Here is a 16,869-nt window from a genome sequence, read left to right on the forward strand (position 1 = left end):
AGGGAGCTTGCTCCCGCTGGGCTGCGAAGCGGCCCCCGCTTTTCCGGGCGAGAACACGTTCGCAGGTTTACGACTGCTGCGCAGTCGAGCGGGACGGTGCGACGATTCGACAAGCTCCCTCGCCACAGGATGTTGTGTGTAACCGTTACTTGGCTTCGATACGGAAACCAAAGCGCGGGAAGTGCACATGCACCCCACCGCCACGCGGATCTTCACGACGCAGGATCAGCTCTTCGCGGCCAGCAAACAGCAACTCACCCACCACCGGGTCAACCCCGTAGTCTGTCGCAGCAATCGCCACCTGCTGCCCCGCCTTGAAGCCGTTCGGATCGAAAAACTGCTCATCCGGCAGCGTCGCCGGCGTGGAGTTGCGCGCGACTTCCAGCGCCTCCTCGGCAGTCATCGCACTCGCTGCACCATGACCAAAGCCCAGCACACGCCCCAGCCAGGCAGTCACAGCCGGATATTCATCGACCAACGGCGCAGTGACGTGCGTCGCCTTGAGGAACCACAGCGGATGCGCCAGGGCGAAGTCGGCAATCGACGGCTCGCCGAACAGGAAGTCGCCCTGCTCGCGCTGCAACTGCTGCTCCAGCCGCGCCATGAGCGTTGGCCATTGGTGCTTGGCCTGCTCGGCGGACAGTTTGGTTGCCGTGCCACCACTGAACAATCCAGCACGGTCAGCAATGAACGCCTTGATCGCTTCCGGCGGCAACTTGCCGAAACGCACCGCCACCGATTCCGGCTGGAACACCAGGCTGACGGCATGCTGAAACACCACCGAGTCGGCCCATGCCGCGAAACTGGCGCTGATCATTTCCTGGCCTTCGGGGAAAAACGCCGGCAGGGCCTTTTCCTGCTCCAGACGACGGGCGATCAACGACGTGTCGCAATAGATGTCGGCGCCGATCTGCAACACCGGGGTCTTGCGGTAGCCGCCAGTCAGCGCGGTCAGATCCGGCTTGGGCATCACCGGCGAGATGTGCACCGAGCGCCAGGACAAGCCTTTGAAACCCAGCAGCAGGCGAGCCTTTTCGGCAAATGGAGAGGTCGGGTAATGATGCAGAATCAACTCGGACATGCTCGGCTCCGCCGCACAGAAAGTGAGTCGGCAGCTTAGCGCGCATTTGATTAGCAGCCTACAGATCTACCTGATGGGAACCGATCAGTCAGATTGATAAGACGCGACCAGACATTCCTTGGCGCTCTTGCGCAGCTTTTTGATCAGCCGTTCCTGGCGCAGCGCATCGCTCTTGTCCCGACAGAGTTCGGTGTAGACCAGCGCCATCGCCGGGCTGGACAGGAAAAAGCGTGCGCCCTTGCCGCTCTGATGCTTGGCGAAGCGGCGCACCGGGTCGTCGCTGATCCCGCAATACAGCGAACCGTTGGCCGCGCGCACGAGGTAGACGAACCAGGCCTTGCTCGCTGGCTCGACGACTTCAACCGGTTTTTCGCTGAGGCTGGTCACTTCGGGATCTGGACGTGTAGGAAACAGGCCGCGATCTTATCAGCGACCGGCCTGAAATGCCTTCAGCCCTTTCAGCGCCTGCGCACGGACCGCGTTGCGCACCAGCGGTGTCCAGCCCAGCAGCAAGCCTTTGAAACCCAACGCCTGCCGCGACCAGCGCCACAGGTCGAAGTAGTCGTGGTGTTCGCAGATCTTGCCGTCGCGAAAGACGAAGCGCGCCTGGATATCGTTGATCACCACGTTGCCGGTCTGGCTGAACAGGTAAGTCGCCACCCAGTGCGCGCCGCCGCTGCGCTCGTCGGCGCGGACATTGTCGAAGGTCAGGGAGAAGTCCTTGGCCCGAGTGGTGAGCATGCGCCACATGTCGCCGGCATCGCGCCCGCGCAGCTCACCGAAGGCCGGATCGCTGAATACCACATCGTCGGTGTAGCACGCGGCCATGGCCTCGGCGTCGAGGCGCTGGAAGGCCTGATAGAAGCGGGTGATCAACGCGGCGTGGGCTTCGCTCATGGGCAAACTCCGGGAAATGGACAGATTGCCAGCACGATAAGCTGCAAATCGCAGAAACACTATCGGCATTCGCAGAGCGAATACCCGCAGCACACAAATCCTGTAGGAGCTGCGGCACGCTGCGATCTTTTGATGTTGATCTTGAAAATCTTAAAGATCAAAAGATCAAAAGATCAAAAGATCAAAAGATCAAAAGATCGCAGCGTGCCGCAGCTCCTACAGGTGTCAGATTTTTTCGCTTTGCACTTGCACGTACAGTGCCCGGCCGGCACCCAGCCCGGCAATGATCGCACCGGTGCCAATGATGCCGAAAATCCAGCCCACCGCATTCCAGCCGCCGGTCCAGTCATGCACCACACCGACCGCGAATGGCCCCATCGACGCCAAGGTGTAGCCGAAGCCCTGGGACATGCTCGACAGGTTCGCCGCGACGTGTGAATCCCGCGAGCGCAGCACGATCAGGGTCAGCGCCAGGCTGAACGTACCGCCCTGCCCCAGACCCAGCAGAATCGCCCAGCCCCACAGCCCTTCAATCGGCGCATACAGGCAACCGAACAGACCACCGAGGGTCAGCGCCATCACCACCACGATCGCCAGACGCTGATCCTTGCCCCGGGTCGCCAGCCACGGTGCAGCCAGCGAACTGGCGAGCTGGATGATCACCGAGCCGGACAGTACCAGACCGGCCTGGGTCGGAGTCAGGCCGCGGCCGATCAGGATCGACGGCAACCAGCCGAACACGATGTACGCCAACGACGATTGCAGGCCCATGTACAAGGTCACTTGCCACGCCAGAGGATCGCGCAGCAGCCCACGCACCCGATAGGCGACGTTGTGCGCGCCGTGTTTCTGCCCGACTTGCGGCAACCAGAAGACCGCCGCCACCAACGCAGGGATTACCCAGAAGCCCAGGCCCAGCGCCCAGCTGTGGTCGAAGTGCTCGCTCAACGGCACGGTGGAACCCGCCGCCATCGCCGCGCCCAGGCACAGCGCCATGGTGTACACGCCAGTCATGGTCCCGGCGTGTTTGGCGAAGTCGCGTTTGACGATACCCGGCAGCAGCACGCCGATGATGCCGATGCTCGCCCCCCCCAGCACGCTGCCAGCAAACAGCCCGATCTCACCGAAATTGCTGCGCATGATGATCCCGCCGGCCAGGGTCAGCAGAATCCCCAGCACCACCCGTTCAGCGCCGAAACGCCGTGCCAGAATCGGCGCCAGCGGCGCGAACAAGCCCAGGCACAGCACCGGCAGCGTGGTCAGCAAACCGGCCTGCGCCGCAGACAGACCAAGGCTTTTCGACACTTCGCTGAGCAGCGGCGCCATGCTCGACAGCGCCGGGCGCAGGTTCAGCGCCACCAGAATCAGCCCCAGCAACAACAGCCACGGCCGGCGCACCAGCGGATGGCTTTGCTGCACTTGCTCGTCATCGGCCTCGGCGTCGATCAGCAGCTCTTCGAGCTCCGCCGTGCGCTTGGGGATTGGGAGGTTTTTCTCGCTTTCAAGGTTCATTGATCAACTGCCTCGATATGGCTTTGGCCCGTTCCGGGTCGCGTTGTTCGACGGCATCGAGCAACTCGATGTGCAGGTCGAACACTTCCTGACGGCGCGGGACGATGTTCAGCGTCTGGCGCAATTGCGCGCCGACGATGCTGGAGAAATAGCGATACAACTCGCTGAGGGTCGGGTTGTGCGCGGCGTCCACCAGACGGCGGTGGAACACCAGATCGCAGGAAATGTAAGTGTCGAGATCGCCGTGGTAATGGCTGCCGCTGGTGCCGAGCGCTTCGCGCAGCGCGAGCAGGTCTTCATCGGTGCGACGCAGCGCGGCCAGGCCGATCGCTTCCACTTCGAGAATGTGCCGGGTCTCGCGCGCCTGCTCCAGCGAGCAACGGGACAACGCCTTGAGCGTGTCCATCGGATCGACCACCGCCCGCAGGTAACTGCCATCGCCCTGACGGATTTCGATCAACCCGGAAAACGCCAGCACGCGCATGGCTTCGCGCACGGTGTTGCGACTGATGCCCAAATCGGCGCACAGCTCAGGCTCCGTCGGCAGCCGTTCGCCGACCTGCCACACGCCATCGGTGATGCGTTGGCGCAACTGATCCAGGGCCTGATCGACCAGGGATCGCTTGATCAAAGGTGAGATGTCTGTCATGAAATTCGCCCTTTCATCCAATCATAGGATGAATTTTCTGACATCTTAGTCAGCTGGCCGGGTTCATACAACCCCGTGTAGGAGCTGCCGCAGGCTGCGATCTTTTGATCTTGTGTTTAACGATCAACGTCAAAAGATCGCAGCCTGCGGCAGCTCCTACAGGGGAAAAATGAAAATCGTGGGCAAAAGAAAACCCGGCACTGGGCCGGGTTTGTCTGGTGCATCAACCTGAAATCAATGCAGGATCTGGCTCAGGAACAGCTTGGTACGGTCATTCTGCGGATTGTCGAAGAAGTCATTCGGTGCCGCCTGCTCGACGATCTCGCCCTTGTCCATGAAGATCACCCGATTGGCCACGGTGCGGGCGAAGCCCATTTCGTGGGTCACGCAGAGCATGGTCATGCCGTCTTCGGCGAGGCCGATCATGGTGTCCAGTACCTCTTTGACCATCTCCGGGTCGAGGGCCGAGGTCGGTTCGTCGAACAGCATGATTTTCGGTTTCATGCACAGCGCGCGAGCAATCGCCACGCGCTGTTGCTGACCGCCGGACAGTTGCCCGGGGAATTTATGCGCCTGCTCCGGAATGCGTACGCGCTCCAGGTAATGCATGGCGATTTCCTCGGCCTTGCGCTTGGGCATCTTGCGCACCCACATCGGCGCCAGCGTGCAGTTCTGCAGGATGGTCAGGTGCGGGAACAGGTTGAAGTGCTGGAACACCATGCCGACTTCGCGGCGAATCGCTTCGATCTGCTTGAGGTCGTTGGTCAGCTCCACGCCGTCGACAACGATGCGACCCTGCTGGTGTTCTTCCAGACGATTGAGGCAGCGGATGGTGGTCGACTTGCCGGAACCCGACGGACCGCACAGGACGATGCGCTCGCCCTGCTTGACGTTGAGGTTGATGTCTTTCAGCACGTGGAACTGGCCGTACCACTTGTTCACGCCCTGCATCTGGATAATGCCTTCAGGGCCGACAGGCTTTTTGATTGCTTCGCTCATTTACAGAGAACTCCTAACGCTTGTGGCCAGTGTCGAGCTTGCGTTCCAGATGCATGGAATAGCGCGACATACCAAAACAGAAAATCCAGAACACCAGGGCGGCGAATACGTAGCCTTCGGTGGCCATGCCCAGCCATTTCGGGTCGGCAGCGGCTTGCTTGACGCTGTTGAGCAGGTCGAACAGGCCGATGATGATCACCAGGCTGGTGTCCTTGAACAGCGCAATGAAGGTGTTGACGATGCCGGGGATTACCAGCTTCAAGGCCTGCGGCAGAATCACCAGGCCCATCGCGCGCCAGTAACCGAGGCCCATCGCCGCAGCCGCTTCGTACTGACCTTTGGGGATCGCTTGCAGACCGCCGCGCACCACTTCGGCGACGTAGGCCGACTGGAACAGGATCACCCCGATCAACGCCCGCAGCAGCTTGTCGAAGTTCATGCCTTCGGGCAGGAACAGCGGCAGCATCACCGAGGACATGAACAGCACGGTGATCAGCGGCACGCCACGCCAGAACTCGATGAACGTCACGCACACCACGCGAATCGCCGGCATGTTCGAGCGCCGGCCCAGCGCCAGAATGATCCCCAGCGGCAAGGCGCCGGCGATACCCACGGTGGCGATGACCAGGGTCAGCATCAGTCCGCCCCACTGGCTGGTCGCCACGGCGTCGAGGCCGAACACGCCACCGTGCAGCAGGCACCAGGCGACAATCGGGTAGATCACCAGAAAGCTCAGGCCGTACACCGCTTTACGCGGGAAGCGCGAGATGAACAGCGGCGCCACGCCGAGCACTGCCAGCCACACCGTGAGGTCAACGCGCCAGCGCAGTTCCACCGGGTAGTAGCCGTACATGAACTGGCCGAAGCGCTGCTGAATGAACACCCAGCAGGCGCCATCCTTGGTGCAGTCGGCGCGGGTGGTGCCGACCCAGTTGGCATCGAGGATCGCCCAGCTGAGGATCGGCGGCACGACGAGATAAATCAGGTAGAACGCAAACAGGGTCAGCAGGGTGTTGAGCCAGCTGGAGAACATGTTCGCGCGTATCCACGCCATCGGGCCGAAGACCTTGGCCGGCGGTGGCATGTCGGGTTTGAAAGTATGGGTTGTCATGCGCGTTTCCTCACCGCTCGATCAGCGCAATGCGCTTGTTGTACCAGTTCATCAGCAGGGAAATGCTGATACTGATCGCCAGGTACACGCTCATGGTGATGGCAATGACTTCAATGGCCTGACCGGTCTGGTTGAGCACGGTGCCGGCGAACAGCGAAACCATTTCCGGATAACCGATACCGGCGGCCAGCGACGAGTTCTTCGCCAGGTTCAGGTATTGGCTGGTCAGCGGCGGAATGATCACCCGCAGGGCTTGCGGAATGATCACCTTGCGCAGGGTCGGGCCGTTGCGCAGGCCGAGCGAACGCGCCGCCTCGGTCTGGCCATGGCTGACCGACTTGATCCCGGAGCGAACGATTTCCGCAATGAACGCGGCGGTGTACACAGTCAGCGCCAGGGTCAGCGCCAGCAGTTCCGGGATCAACACCCAGCCGCCGACAAAGTTGAAGCCCTTGAGCTGCGGCAGTTCCCAATGCAGCGGAGCGCCGAAGATCAGCGCGCACAGGGTCGGGATCACCAACAGGATCGCCAGGCCAGTCCAGAACTTGTGAAACGGTACGCCGGTGTCTTCGAAACGCTTGTTGGCCCAGCGGCACATCAGCACGATGGCAACGATGGCCAGCACCACACTGATGACGAACGCCCAGAAACCGTCAGCCATTTGCGCGGCCGGCATGTTCAGGCCCCGGCTGCTGACGAAGAAGGTGTCGCCGAAGTTGTGGCTGTTGCGCGGTCCCGGCATGGTCAGGAACACCGCGAAGTACCAGAACAGGATCTGCAGCAGCGGCGGAATGTTGCGGAACACTTCCACATACACGGTCGCCAGTTTGCTGATGATCCAGTTCGGCGACAGTCGCGCCACGCCGATGATGAAGCCCAGCAGGGTCGCCAGGATCACGCCGATAACGGTCACCAACAGGGTGTTGAGCAGGCCGATCACGAACACCCGGGCGTAGCTGTCCGCTTCGGTGTAGGAAATCAGGTGTTGAGCGATGCCGAACCCGGCACTGCGCTCCAGAAAGCCGAAACCAGAAGTGATGCCCCGATGTTGCAGGTTGGTCTGGGTGTTGTCGAACAGATACCAGCCCATGGCGACGACCGCCACGACGGTGATGATCTGAAACAGCCACGCACGCACTCGCGGATCGCTGAGGCTGAACCTCTGCTTTGGTGCGCCGATTGAATTTTGCATGAAGTGCCCCGGAAAAAATGGAACAGAACATCACCCGGCGGTTGGCCCGCCGGGTGACAGAACCATTAGCGCACTGGTGGTGCGTACTGAATGCCGCCGTTGGTCCACAGCGCGTTCAGGCCACGGTCGATTTCCAGCGGAGTGCTCTTGCCGAGGTTTTTCTCGAAGATTTCACCGTAGTTACCGACCTGCGAAACGATCTTCACAACCCAGTCCTTCGGCAGTTTCAGGTCCTTGCCGTATTCACCGTCAGCACCCAGCAGACGAGCGACGTCCGGGTTCTTGGTGGACTTGGCTTCTTCCAGCACGTTTTTCGAGGTCACGCCGGCTTCTTCAGTGTTCAGCAGCGCGTAACCCACCCAGCGAACGATCGCCAGCCACTCGTCGTCGCCATTACGCACGACCGGGCCCAGCGGTTCTTTGGAGATGGTTTCCGGCAGCACCACGTAGTCTTTTGGCGAGGCCAGTTTGCTGCGCTGTGCGTACAGCTGCGATTTGTCGGAGGTCAGCACGTCGCAACGACCGGATTCCAGCGACTTGGCGCTTTCATCGGAGGTGTCGAAAGTGATCGGGGTGTACTTCAGGCCGTTGGCACGGAAGTAGTCGGAGACGTTCAGTTCGGTGGTGGTACCGGCCTGGATGCAGATGGTTGCACCGTCCAGTTCCTTGGCACTTTTCACGCCCAGCTTGTTGTTGGCCAGGAAGCCCACGCCGTCGTAATAAGTGATGAAGCCCGGGAATTTCAGGCCCATGCCGGCGTCACGCGAGCTGGTCATGGTGGTGTTGCGCGAGAGCAGGTCGATTTCGCCGGACTGCAGCGCGGTGAAGCGCTCCTTGGCGTTCAACTGGCTGAACTTGACCTTGTTGGCGTCGCCGAATACGGCAGCGGCCACAGCGCGGCAGACGTCAGCGTCGATCCCGAGGATCTTGCCCGAAGCGTCCGGCACCGAGAAACCCGGCAGACCGTCGCTCACGCCACATTGCACGAAACCTTTCTTCTGCACGGCATCCAGGGTTGCACCCGCCTGAGCGAACCCGCTGACGCCGAGTACTGCTGCTGCAGTCACGACCGCCAGAGTGGATTTCAACATCTTCATTCAAACCTCCAGTTTTGCTCTTGTTGTGTCGGAGCTTGAGTCCAGTCGCACCCTTTTGAGGCGTTGTTGACCCGTGTTGGCTTTTTTTGGGGTCAACCGACGTAAGACCTTCGCTATGAGTCTAGTAGGAGAAAATCCACATCATGGACAACTCACTTCTCACCAATCGGCCGAACGGGCTGTAGCCCTTTCACGTTCGCTTTGCCCGTAGCGGCCATTGGCGAACATCCATCACCGGATTCTTTGCAATCCCTTCGCACGACGTACACTGATAGTGTTACCGCCACACGCGAGATCGGTTGCACGCTGAGAGCCATAGCAAAGCCCGTACCACACCGCTTGCTGAAGCGATTGCGCGACAGGTCAATAGCAAAACTTGTAGCCTTGCGACATCTTGTTAACGGATCGACCGGGCGCGCACGCAAATCACGCACTTATTGAGAGCGCCCGCACATTTTTGGAGCAGCCATGACCGAGCCCCTGATTCTTGAACCCGTAAAGCCTGCAGACGCCTGCGTTATCTGGCTGCACGGCCTCGGCGCTGACCGCTATGACTTTTTGCCGGTGGCCGAAGCGCTACAGGAAAGCCTGCTGACGACACGCTTTATATTGCCGCAGGCGCCGACCCTGCCCGTCACCATCAATGGCGGTTATGCGATGCCGAGCTGGTACGACATCAAGGCCATGAGTCCGGCGCGGGCGATCGACCGTGAGCAACTGGAAGAATCGTCAGGGCGCATCGTCAAATTGATCGATGTGCAGCGCGCCAGCGGAATAGACGCTTCGCGGATTTTTCTCGCCGGGTTTTCCCAGGGCGGCGCCGTCGTTCTGCACACCGCTTATATAAAGTGGCAAGGTCCGTTGGGTGGCGTCCTTGCACTGTCCACCTACGCACCGACCTTCACTGACGAGTTGGAGCTTTCAGCCAGTCAGCAGCGTATTCCTGCGCTGTGCCTGCACGGCCAGTTCGACGGCGTGGTGCAGAACTCGATGGGGCGCAGTGCCTATGAGCATTTGGTGAAGCATGGTGTCACCGTGACATGGCAGGAATACCCAATGGAGCACGAAGTGTTACCCGAAGAAATTCGCGACATTGGCGTCTGGCTGAGCGAACGCCTGCGTTGATTCGGCCGCTTGGCGGACCGCTTTGATCATCCCACTACGCCGCGCCCGTTTCTTGCATTACACTGGCCGGCGTACATTCCTTAACCAATTGATGAGATGACCGTGCTCGAAGCACTCAAGAAAATGTTCGGTAAAAGCGAGGCTGAGCAGCTCGCGCCAGTCCCCAGTGCGCCGTCGCACGCCCCCGGCCCTCGCAGCGATGCGCCCAAGGCTGAACGTCCGGCTCCGGTAGCGACACCCCAGCCCGAGCCGCAACCCGCCAGCGCCACCGAACCGGTCCGCGCCGAAGCGCCGAAACCACCCCGGCCGCGCCGCGAACCGAAGCCCAAGGCACCGGTCATCCCCTGGAAACTCGAAGACTTCGTCGTCGAGCCACAGGAAGGCAAAACCCGCTTCCACGATTTCAAACTCGCTCCGGAACTGATGCACGCCATTCAGGATCTGGGCTTCCCGTACTGCACGCCGATCCAGGCGCAGGTGCTGGGTTTCACCCTCGCCGGCAAAGACGCCATCGGCCGCGCGCAGACCGGTACCGGCAAGACCGCCGCGTTCCTGATCTCGATCATCACTCAGTTGCTGCAGACGCCGCCGCCGAAAGAGCGCTACATGGGCGAACCCCGTGCGCTGATCATCGCGCCGACCCGTGAGCTGGTGGTGCAGATCGCCAAGGATGCGGCCGACCTGACCAAGTACACCGGCCTCAACGTGATGACGTTCGTCGGCGGCATGGACTTCGACAAGCAGCTCAAGCACCTCGAAGCGCGCCACTGCGACATCCTCGTCGCCACCCCGGGCCGTCTGCTCGACTTCAACCAGCGCGGCGACGTGCACCTGGACATGGTCGAAGTGATGGTGCTGGACGAAGCCGACCGCATGCTCGACATGGGCTTCATCCCGCAAGTGCGGCAGATCATTCGCCAGACCCCGCCGAAGTCCGAGCGTCAGACCCTGCTGTTCTCCGCGACCTTCACCGAAGACGTGATGAACCTGGCCAAGCAATGGACCACCGATCCGGCAATCGTCGAAATCGAAGTCACCAACGTGGCCAACGAAAACGTCGAGCAGCACATCTATGCGGTGGCCGGTGCGGACAAGTACAAGTTGCTGTTCAACCTGGTCAACGACAACGGCTGGGAACGCGTGATCGTCTTCGCCAACCGCAAGGACGAAGTGCGTCGCATCGAGGAGCGCCTGGTGCGCGATGGCATCAACGCCGCGCAACTGTCCGGCGACGTGCCGCAGCACAAGCGCATCAAGACCCTCGAAGGCTTCCGCGAAGGCAAGATTCGCGTACTGGTGGCCACCGATGTTGCCGGTCGCGGCATCCACATCGACGGCATCAGCCACGTGATCAACTTCACCCTGCCGGAAGTCCCGGACGACTACGTGCACCGCATCGGCCGTACCGGTCGCGCGGGCGCTGATGGCGTATCCATCAGCTTCGCCGGTGAAGACGACTCCTACCAGTTGCCGTCGATCGAAGAGAAGCTCGGTCGCAAGATCAGCTGTGAAACACCGCCGACTCACTTGTTGCGTGCAGTGGAACGCAAGCGTCCGCAGCCGCAATAAGCGATCTGTAACGAAAAAAGCGCAGCCGGCGACGGACTGCGCTTTTTTTTGCCCGGCGTTTCAGCAGGTGCTTGCGATAGAAAACTAAAAGTCCATAATAGACAAATTAGTTTATTTCCAGATGGTGGAGCCTGACATGTCCAGTACACCCTGCGTGATCGACCAAACCCAGGCCCGCGAGCTGCTGGCGCGCATCGACGTGCCGCAGATCCTGCGCAAACTGTTCCGCGACCTCGCCGCCGGTCACGCCGTGCAACCGGCGCAGCAATTGGTTGAGTTTCCGCAGGGCGCCGGCGACTTCATCAACTATCTGGGGGTGTTGGCCGAGGATGGCGTGTACGGCGTGAAAACCTCGCCGTACATCGTCCGCGAGCAAGGGCCACTGGTCACGGCGTGGACGCTGTTGATGTCGATGAAAACCGGCCAGCCGTTGCTGCTGTGCGATGCCGGCGAACTGACCACCGCCCGTACCGCCGCGACCACTGCGGTGGCGGTCGATGCCCTCGCCCCGCTGAATGCCTCACGACTGGCGATCATCGGCAGCGGCAAGGTTGCCCAGGCGCATCTGCATTACGTGAAAGGTTTGCGTGACTGGCAGAGCATCAGCGTGTATTCGCCGAGCCTGTCTGAAGACGCTGAAACCCGTGCGCAACTGCAGGAGATATTCCCGGGGGTGCAGATCGCCGACAGCCGCGAAACCGCCGTGCACGATGCTGACGTGATCATGCTTTGCACCTCGTCCGCTAGCCCGGTGATCGATCCGGCGACCTTGAGCAAACCGGCGCTGATCACCTCGATCAGCACCAACGCGCCACGCGCCCATGAGGTGCCACCGCAAAGCCTGGGCGACATGCAGGTGTTCTGTGACTATCGTCTGACCACGCCGGGTTCGGCGGGTGAGATGTTGATCGCGACCGAACAGCATGGCTGGGACAAGTCTGCGATTGTCGGTGACCTCGCCGACCTGCTCAGCGAGAAAGTGCCGCGCCCCGGTTACGACCGTCACGTGTTTTTCCGCTCGATCGGCCTGGGCCTGGAAGACATCGCGTTGGCCAATGCGGTTTATCACCTCACGCACTGACACCTCGATCCCCTGTAGGAGCTGACGAGTGAAACGAGGCTGGGATCTTTTGATGTTCAAAAGACAAGATCAAAAGATCGCAGCCTCGTTTCACTCGTCAGCTCCTACCGGGAACCTTAATGACTCAGGAGACTTTCATGAGCCAGGCAGACTTCATCATCATCGGCGGCGGGATTGCCGGTGCTTCCACCGGTTTCTGGCTGTCGCCCCACGCCAAAGTGATTGTGCTGGAGCGTGAGTCGCACCCGGCCTATCACTCCACCGGTCGCTCGGCGGCGTTGTACACCGCAGCCTACGGCACGCCGCAGGTGCGCGCGCTGACCCTGGCCAGCCGCGAGTTTTTCGATAACCCGCCGAGTGGCTTCTGCGAGCATCCGCTGCTCACACCGCGCGGCGAAATGACCGTGGATTTCACCGGTGATGCCGCCGAACTGAACAACCAGTACCTCAGCGCCAAGGCCACGGTGCCGGAGATGCAGTTGCTCAGCGCCGATGAAGCCTGCGCCCGTCTGCCGATTCTGCGTCGGGAAAAAGTCCACGGCGCGATCTACGACCCGACCGCCAGCGACATTGACACCGACGCCCTGCACCAGGGTTACCTGCGCGGTATCCGCCGCAACAATGGCGAAGTGCACACCGACTGCGAGGTGCTGGGTCTGACGCGCGACGCCGCTGGCCTCTGGCAGGTGCAAACCAACGGCCAGACCTTCAGCGCTTCGGTCATCATCAACGCCGCCGGTGCCTGGGCCGACCAGATCGGTGCACTGGCCGGCGCACCAGCGTTGGGCCTGCAACCCAAGCGCCGCGCGGCGTTCATTTTCGCCGGCCCCGAGGGCGTGGACATTCATCACTGGCCGATGCTGGTCAGCCTCGACGAATCGTTCTACATGAAGCCCGACGCCGGCATGTTCCTCGGCTCGCCGGCCAACGCCGACCCGGTCGAACCCCACGACGTGCAGCCGGAGGAACTGGACATCGCCATGGGCATCTACCAGATCGAAGAAGCCACGACCCTGACCATCCGCCGCCCGACCCGCACCTGGGCCGGACTTCGCAGCTTCGTCGCCGACGGTGATCTGCTCAGCGGTTTCGATCCGCAGGTGCCGGGGCTGTTCTGGGTCGCAGCGCAGGGTGGTTACGGCATTCAGACCTCACCGGCCATGGGTCAGGCCAGTGCGGCGTTGGTACGCGGTGAGCCGTTGCCTGAGTCGTTGCAGCAGTTCGGTCTGAGCAGCGCCATGCTCTCTCTTTCACGACTGCGCTGATGCCCCCTGCGGATGACGCGCCCAACGGATTGCGGCACACTCGCAGCGCCCCCGTGCACGGGGGCGCTGACGCCGCCTGGAGCTCCACAATCATGACCGCCCCCGAATTCGATCCGGCACTGGATAACTTCCGTGCCATCGCCGACGCCATCGCCACGCTGTTCTTTCCGCACGCCGAAGTGGTGCTGCACGACCTGCGCACACAGAAGGTCGACTACATCGCCAACAACCTGTCCAAGCGCGAGATCGGCGACGATTCATCGCTTGAAGACATGCTCAGCGAGGACGTCAGCGAGCGGAACATCGGGCCTTATGAAAAATTGAATTGGGACGGCCAGAAGATTCGCAGCCTGAGCACCGTGCTGCGCGACAGTGAAGACCGGCCGCTGGCGGTGCTGTGCATCAACCTGAATATTTCGCTGTTCGAGAATGCCAAGGCAGCGCTCGACCTGTTCCTGTCGCCGAGCAAACTGATCCCGCAACCGGACTCACTGTTTCGCGATGACTGGCAGGAACGCATCAACACCTTCCTCCACGCCTGGCTGCGCGAGCGCCAGCTGAGCCTGAATCTGCTGACCCGCGATCACAAGCGCGAACTGGTGCTGGCGCTGCACGCCGAAGGCGCGTTCAAGGGCAAGAGCGCCTCGAACTATGTGGCCAATGTGCTGAACATGGGGCGGGCGACGGTGTACAAGCATTTGAAGGAATTGAAGGGCTGAAGATCTGCATTGGCGGTTCCGGCCCCATCGCTGGCAAGCCAGCTCCCACAGTTTTTTTGGTGTACACAAAATCTGTGCACGACTCGATCACTGTGGGAGCTGGCTTGCCAGCGATAGCAGACTATCAGTCGCCGTAAATGTCAGACTTGAAGTACTTCTGGGAAATCTTCTGATATTCGCCACTCGCACGAATCCCGTCGATGGCCGTGTTCAACTCGCCGACCAGCTCGGTATTGCCCTTGCGCACCGCAATCCCCGCGCCCTCGCCCACGTACTTCGGATCCTTCAGCTCCGGCCCGACAAACGCATAGCCCTTGCCGCGCGGCATCGACAGGAAGTCGGTCAGCGGAATGGTGTCGGCAAAAATCGCATCGAGCCGCCCGGCCGCCAGGTCCATGTAGATTTCTTCGTTATTGCCGTAGCGCTTGACGTTGATGCCCTTCGGTTCAAAGACCTCGGTGGCATAACGGTCGGTGGTGGTGGCGCGCTGCACGCCGACGGTCTTGCCCTTGAGGCTGGCGTACTGGTCATCGACCGTGGCGCCTTCCTTCATCACCAGCCGCGACGAGGTGAAGTAGTACTTGTGGGTGAAATCCACGGATTTCTTGCGGTCTTCGTTGATGGTCATCGACGACAGGGCCATGTCGATTTTCTTCACTTTCAGCGAAGGGATCAGGCCATCGAACTCACCCTCGACCCACACGCACTTGGCCTTCATCTGCGCGCACAGGGCGTTGCCGATGTCGTAGTCGAAACCGACGATTTCGCCCTTGTCGGTTTTCGAAGCGAACGGTGGATAAGCGGCCTCGATGCCGATGCGCAGGGTTTTCTCGGCGGCAAACGAGCTGGTGCACGCCAACAGGCTCAGGGCCAGACCGGTGATCAGGGGGAGTTTCTTCATGTTCGTTCTCTCGCGGGTTGTTGTTGGTTTGGCAAGACAGAAGAAAAGAGCTGAAATGGTTTTTTTGTACTTATAAATCCATATTGGACTGATGTGTACAAATCGTCAATTAGAGGAAAGAGAGGTTGTGGTGTTGCAGATGGCCTCATCGCTGGCAAGCCAGCTCCCACACGGTTCAGTGGTGTACATAAAACATGTGCACGACACAAAACACTGTGGGAGCTGGCTTGCCAGCGATGGCTGACTAAAGGGCGATGCAGAGATTACTTCTTCCAGCGATCCGCAGCAGCATGATCACTGTCACGCCCTTCGACCCAACGCGGGCCGTCGCTGGTGTTCTCTTTCTTCCAGAACGGTGCGCGGGTTTTCAGGTAGTCCATGACAAAGGCGCAGGCGTCGAACGCTGCCTGGCGATGGGCGCTGGCAGCGCCGACAAACACGATCGGCTCGCCCGGCTCCAGCGCGCCGATGCGGTGCAGCACTTCGAGCTTCAGCAGCGGCCAGCGCTGCTCGGCCTCGACGGCGATCTTGCCCAAGGCTTTTTCGGTCATGCCCGGATAGTGCTCGAGGAACATCCCCGCCACATCCAGCCCGTCGTTGAAGTCGCGCACATAACCGACAAAACTCACCACCGCGCCGACACCGACATTCGCCGCGTGCATCGCGTTGACTTCAGCGCCGGGATCGAACGCCGTGGACTGCACCCGAATCGCCATGCCTCAGCCTCCGGTCACGGTGGGGAAAAACGCCACTTCGTCGCCGTCGCTCAGCGGCTCGTCGAGCTGGCACAGGTCTTCGTTGCGTGCGCACATCAGGTTCTGTTCGCTCAACACTTCGGCGCCCTCGCGTTGCGCGAGCAGCGCACGTACAGCGTCGACCGTGGCGAAATCGCCTTCGACCTCGACCGCGTCCACGCCCAGCGCTTCACGGTAACGGGCAAAGAATTTAACCGTCAGCTTCATGGCTGCTCCGCCTGGAAATGCCCGCTCTTGCCGCCGACCTTCTCCAGCAGTTTCACGCTTTCGATGGTCATGCCGCGATCGACGGCTTTGCACATGTCGTAGAGGGTCAGGGCGGCAACACTGGCGGCGGTCAGCGCTTCCATCTCCACGCCGGTCTGCCCGGACAGTTTGCAGCGGGCGACGATGCGCACGCTGTCGGCGCCCTCAGCGCTGAGTTCGACCTTGACCCCGGTCAGCATCAGCGGATGGCACAGCGGAATCAGATCACTGGTTTTCTTCGCCGCCTGAATGCCGGCAATGCGCGCCACGGCAAACACGTCACCCTTGGGATGGCCGCCGCTGACGATCATCTGCAGAGTTTCGGGGAGCATGCGCACCAGCGCTTGAGCCGTCGCCTCACGGAACGTCACGGCTTTTTCAGTGACGTCGACCATGTTGGCGCGACCTTGGGAATCGAGATGAGTCAGCACGGGATTACTCCTGATCAGGAGCGTGGATTGTAAACCTTCGGGTCAAATTTCCGCACGCACGAATTCTTCGTGTAGGAGCTGCCGCAGGCTGCGATCTTTTGATCTTGTTTTTAACAATCAAAGTCAAAAGATCGCAGCCTGCGGCAGCTCCTACAGTGGATCGGTGGTGTTCATCAGGCTGGCATCAATCAAGGGATTTGTGGTTCAGGCATAAAAAACCGGGCGGCTTTTGGGCCGCC

18 protein-coding genes are annotated in these 16,869 nt (G+C 60.9%); 5 read left to right on the forward strand and 13 right to left on the reverse strand.

What is annotated here, in order from left to right:
* Positions 1–145: 145 nt before the first annotated feature.
* The 9 genes from ACU680_RS09140 to ACU680_RS09180 all read right to left on the reverse strand — a co-directional run bounded on the left by ACU680_RS09140 (position 146) and on the right by ACU680_RS09180 (position 8,538).
* The gene (locus tag ACU680_RS09140; RefSeq protein ID WP_448179256.1) at positions 146–1,081 is read right to left on the reverse strand and encodes a glutathione S-transferase family protein; all 936 of its coding nucleotides are present in this window, start codon (positions 1,079–1,081) and stop codon (positions 146–148) included.
* A gap of 84 nt (positions 1,082–1,165) precedes the next feature.
* Positions 1,166–1,468: a GIY-YIG nuclease family protein gene (locus ACU680_RS09145; RefSeq protein ID WP_448179257.1), complete on the reverse strand. Its 303-nt coding sequence runs from the start codon at positions 1,466–1,468 to the stop codon at positions 1,166–1,168.
* A 39-nt stretch (positions 1,469–1,507) separates the two neighbouring features.
* Positions 1,508–1,978 carry a nuclear transport factor 2 family protein gene (locus ACU680_RS09150; RefSeq protein ID WP_448179258.1) on the reverse strand — a complete coding sequence of 157 codons (471 nt, stop codon included), beginning with the start codon at positions 1,976–1,978 and terminating at the stop codon, positions 1,508–1,510.
* A 225-nt stretch (positions 1,979–2,203) separates the two neighbouring features.
* The gene (locus ACU680_RS09155) at positions 2,204–3,490 is read right to left on the reverse strand and encodes a CynX/NimT family MFS transporter (RefSeq protein WP_448179259.1); all 1,287 of its coding nucleotides are present in this window, start codon (positions 3,488–3,490) and stop codon (positions 2,204–2,206) included.
* Complete coding sequence (locus ACU680_RS09160) at positions 3,480–4,139, reverse strand: FadR/GntR family transcriptional regulator (protein ID WP_448179260.1); 660 nt, start codon at positions 4,137–4,139, stop codon at positions 3,480–3,482. The genes ACU680_RS09155 and ACU680_RS09160 overlap by 11 nt, the downstream gene beginning before the upstream one ends.
* Positions 4,140–4,373: 234 nt before the next feature.
* Entirely contained in the window at positions 4,374–5,138 is a 765-nt protein-coding gene (locus ACU680_RS09165) for an amino acid ABC transporter ATP-binding protein (RefSeq protein WP_003221897.1), read from the reverse strand.
* A gap of 13 nt (positions 5,139–5,151) precedes the next feature.
* A complete protein-coding gene (locus tag ACU680_RS09170) occupies positions 5,152–6,249 on the reverse strand; it encodes an amino acid ABC transporter permease (RefSeq protein WP_041064780.1) in 1,098 nt (365 codons plus the stop codon).
* Between the two features lie 10 nt (positions 6,250–6,259).
* Positions 6,260–7,441, reverse strand: a complete 1,182-nt coding sequence (locus ACU680_RS09175) for an amino acid ABC transporter permease (RefSeq protein ID WP_007965186.1) — start codon at positions 7,439–7,441, stop codon at positions 6,260–6,262.
* Between the two features lie 65 nt (positions 7,442–7,506).
* Entirely contained in the window at positions 7,507–8,538 is a 1,032-nt protein-coding gene (locus ACU680_RS09180; RefSeq protein WP_007965188.1) for an amino acid ABC transporter substrate-binding protein, read from the reverse strand.
* A gap of 468 nt (positions 8,539–9,006) precedes the next feature.
* Between ACU680_RS09180 and ACU680_RS09185 the strand changes: the two genes are divergently transcribed.
* From ACU680_RS09185 to ACU680_RS09205, 5 genes are all read left to right on the forward strand, one after another.
* Positions 9,007–9,663: an alpha/beta hydrolase gene (locus tag ACU680_RS09185; RefSeq protein ID WP_448179261.1), complete on the forward strand. Its 657-nt coding sequence runs from the start codon at positions 9,007–9,009 to the stop codon at positions 9,661–9,663.
* 96 nt (positions 9,664–9,759) lie between these two features.
* A complete protein-coding gene (rhlB, locus tag ACU680_RS09190; protein WP_448179262.1) occupies positions 9,760–11,232 on the forward strand; it encodes an ATP-dependent RNA helicase RhlB in 1,473 nt (490 codons plus the stop codon).
* A 136-nt stretch (positions 11,233–11,368) separates the two neighbouring features.
* On the forward strand, positions 11,369–12,313 hold the full coding sequence (locus ACU680_RS09195; protein ID WP_367083216.1) for an ornithine cyclodeaminase family protein: 945 nt from the start codon (positions 11,369–11,371) through the stop codon (positions 12,311–12,313).
* A gap of 137 nt (positions 12,314–12,450) precedes the next feature.
* A complete protein-coding gene (locus ACU680_RS09200; RefSeq protein WP_367083214.1) occupies positions 12,451–13,578 on the forward strand; it encodes an NAD(P)/FAD-dependent oxidoreductase in 1,128 nt (375 codons plus the stop codon).
* Between the two features lie 92 nt (positions 13,579–13,670).
* Complete coding sequence (locus tag ACU680_RS09205; RefSeq protein ID WP_007965200.1) at positions 13,671–14,297, forward strand: helix-turn-helix transcriptional regulator; 627 nt, start codon at positions 13,671–13,673, stop codon at positions 14,295–14,297.
* A 124-nt stretch (positions 14,298–14,421) separates the two neighbouring features.
* Here the strand turns inward: ACU680_RS09205 and ACU680_RS09210 are convergent, their stop codons facing one another.
* The 4 genes from ACU680_RS09210 to moaC form a co-directional block, all read right to left on the reverse strand.
* Positions 14,422–15,198 (reverse strand): ABC transporter substrate-binding protein, encoded by a 777-nt coding sequence (locus tag ACU680_RS09210; RefSeq protein WP_448179263.1) that lies wholly within the window; start codon positions 15,196–15,198, stop codon positions 14,422–14,424.
* A 263-nt stretch (positions 15,199–15,461) separates the two neighbouring features.
* Positions 15,462–15,914, reverse strand: coding sequence for a molybdopterin synthase catalytic subunit MoaE (moaE, locus tag ACU680_RS09215; RefSeq protein WP_007965204.1), 453 nt, complete (start codon positions 15,912–15,914; stop codon positions 15,462–15,464).
* A 3-nt stretch (positions 15,915–15,917) separates the two neighbouring features.
* Complete coding sequence (gene moaD / locus ACU680_RS09220) at positions 15,918–16,160, reverse strand: molybdopterin converting factor subunit 1 (RefSeq protein ID WP_448179264.1); 243 nt, start codon at positions 16,158–16,160, stop codon at positions 15,918–15,920.
* A complete protein-coding gene (moaC, locus tag ACU680_RS09225; protein ID WP_367083210.1) occupies positions 16,157–16,630 on the reverse strand; it encodes a cyclic pyranopterin monophosphate synthase MoaC in 474 nt (157 codons plus the stop codon). The genes moaD and moaC overlap by 4 nt, the downstream gene beginning before the upstream one ends.
* Positions 16,631–16,869 lie beyond the last annotated feature (239 nt).

Source organism: Pseudomonas sp. LF020, assembly GCF_053456425.1.